This is a genomic window from Thioalkalivibrio sp. ALE19 (assembly GCF_000428605.1).
Classification (GTDB): Bacteria; Pseudomonadota; Gammaproteobacteria; order Ectothiorhodospirales; family Ectothiorhodospiraceae; genus Thioalkalivibrio.
This window is the reverse complement of sequence record NZ_AUAG01000058.1, coordinates 1-2,367: the sequence shown is the minus strand read 5'-3', so window position 1 is coordinate 2,367 and position 2,367 is coordinate 1. Positions and strand designations below refer to the sequence as shown.

2 protein-coding genes are annotated in these 2,367 nt (G+C 73.9%); both read left to right on the top strand.

What is annotated here, in order from left to right; genetic code table 11:
* Nucleotides 1–159 precede the first annotated feature (159 nt).
* A complete protein-coding gene (locus tag F787_RS0113930; protein WP_028492576.1) occupies nucleotides 160–1,296 on the top strand; it encodes a glycerate kinase in 1,137 nt (378 codons plus the stop codon).
* Between the two features lie 4 nt (nucleotides 1,297–1,300).
* Entirely contained in the window at nucleotides 1,301–2,248 is a 948-nt protein-coding gene (locus F787_RS0113925; protein ID WP_028492575.1) for a nitroreductase family protein, read from the top strand.
* Nucleotides 2,249–2,367: the final 119 nt, after the last annotated feature.

Below are 2,367 nucleotides of genomic sequence, written 5' to 3'. Positions count from 1 at the left end.
CGAGCAACGGCCGCATCAGGCACTGGGCTATGCGGCGCCACGGGCCCACCCCGCGTTAAGCGCGTAGGGTGTGCAAAAACCCGGGGGTCATTACAATCGTCCATAATGAGGGGTGTGGCAACGGACGGACGTGACAGGTCGCGGACTCGGGAGGGGAGCTTGGCGGAGCCGCTGCGGGTGGTGGTGTGCCCGGACAGTTTCAAGGGCAGTCTGGCGGCGGAGGAGGTGGCCGCGGCGATGGTGCGCGGGGTGCTGGCCGCCCGGCCGGACGCCCGGGTGCGCGCCCTGCCGATGGCCGATGGGGGCGAGGGCACGGCGTGGCGGGTGAGCCGGGCGGCGGGCTGGGGATGGCGCCAGGCGCGGGTCACCGGCCCCGACGGAACGGCGCTGCAGGCCGGCTGGGGACTGGACCCGCAGGGTCGCCGGGCGGTGCTGGACGTCGCCGCGGCCTGCGGTCTCGACCGGATCCCCGCGGGGCGCCGCGATCCCTGGCAGCTGGATACCCGGGGCGTGGGCGAACTGATGCGCGCGGCGCTGGATGCGGGGGCCCGGCATCTGCTGGTGGGCCTGGGCGGCAGTGGCACGGTGGACGGGGGCGCGGGCCTGCTGGCAGCACTGGGCGTGCGGTTCCGGGATGCGGACGGATGTGCGCTGGCGCCGCATCCGGCGGCGCTGGGGGCCCTCGTGCAGGCCGATTTCGCGGAGCTGGATCCTTGCCTAGGCGAGGTCGATATCACGCTGCTGAGCGACGTGGACAACCCGCTGATCGGCCCGCAGGGGGCGGCGGCGGTGTTCGGACCGCAGAAGGGCCTGGCGGTGGACGACGTCGCGGCGATGGATGCCTGCATGCAGCGCCTGGCGGGGGTCATCGAGGCCGCCGGATGGCTGCGGCGGCCGGTGGATGCACCGGGTGCCGGCGCGGCCGGCGGGCTGGGGTTCGCGCTGGGCTGCGTGCTGGGCGGGACCGCGCGCATGGGGGCGGCGTACGTGGCCGACCTGATCGGTCTGGATGCGGCGATGCGCGAGGCGGACCGGGTGATCACCGGCGAGGGCCGGCTGGATGGCCAGACCGCGCATGGCAAGGTGGTGGCCGAGGTGCTGCGTCGCGCCGGGGGGCTGGGCGTGCCGGTAGCGGCGGTGGCCGGTTCCGTGGACGCCGATGCGGGCGAACTGGCCGCGCTGGGCCTGACCGATGCGCGCGCCCTGTGTGACGGGAGCCTGCCTCTGGAGGAGGCCATGGCGCATCCGGCCGATGCTATTGCGGCGCGCACCCGTTCCCTGATCGAAGAGGCATGACCCCATGGATCTCGACCCCGTCATCCGGAACTGGCTGGAGCTTGCCGCGCAGGCCCCGTCGTCGCACAACAGCCAGCCGTGGCGGTTCCGCGTGGCGCGTGATGGGGTGGAGGTCTGGACCGACCCGGAGCGGGTCCTGCCGGTCTCCGATCCCGGCGGGCGCGAGCGGGTGATCAGCGTGGGCTGCGCGGTGATGAACCTGCGGGTGGCTGCGGCGGCTGACGGCCGGGGGCTGAACGTGCGTCCGGAACAGGCCGGTCCCGGACCGTACGTGCGCCTGCTGAACACGACCCACGCAGGCGCCGATCTGCAGACGCTGCCGCTACTGAAGGAGTGGATCCCTCGGCGCCGCTCGTGGCGCGGACGTTTCCGTCCGGACCCGGTGCCGCCGGAGGTGGTGGATGCGCTGGTCGCCGCGGCGCGCCAGGAGGGCGTCTGGTTGCGGCCGGTGACCGGGACGGAGCCGCGTCGCGAGATCGTACGGCTGGTGCGGGAGGCGACGCGTGAGCAGTGGCGCAACCCGGCCTGGCGGGCGGAGCTGGCGCACTGGATGCGCCCGGCGGCCGCAGGCGATGGGCTGCCGGTGGGGCGCTTCACCGGCGGTCTGACCCGCTGGGCCGTGCGCCGGCTGGTGTCGCCCCGGCGGATGGCCCGTGCCGAGGCTCGGGTGGCGAGCCGGGCGCCGGTCCTGCTGGCGCTGGGGACGGGGATCGACGGGCCGATGCAGTCGCTGGCCGCCGGGCAGGGCCTGCAGCGGGTGCTGCTGGAGGCCGCGCGTCACGGGTTCTGCGCGCGCTATCTGAATCAGCCGCTGCAGCTGCCGGAGCGACGTGCGGAGCTGGCAGAGCAGCTGGACCGCGGGCATCCGCAGCTGCTGTTCGCGCTGGGGAGCCCGGACGGGACCCCGCGGGCGACGCCCCGGCGGCCGGTGGAATTGCTGCTCCGGACGTGACGCCGGATCGGCCAGGGGGCTGGCCTCCTGATATGGATCGCATCGCAACTATCTGTGCCAAAGGGTGTTTTTTGGCGCAGATCTTGGCCGATCCCGAAGACTTCATGGATTGCGATGCG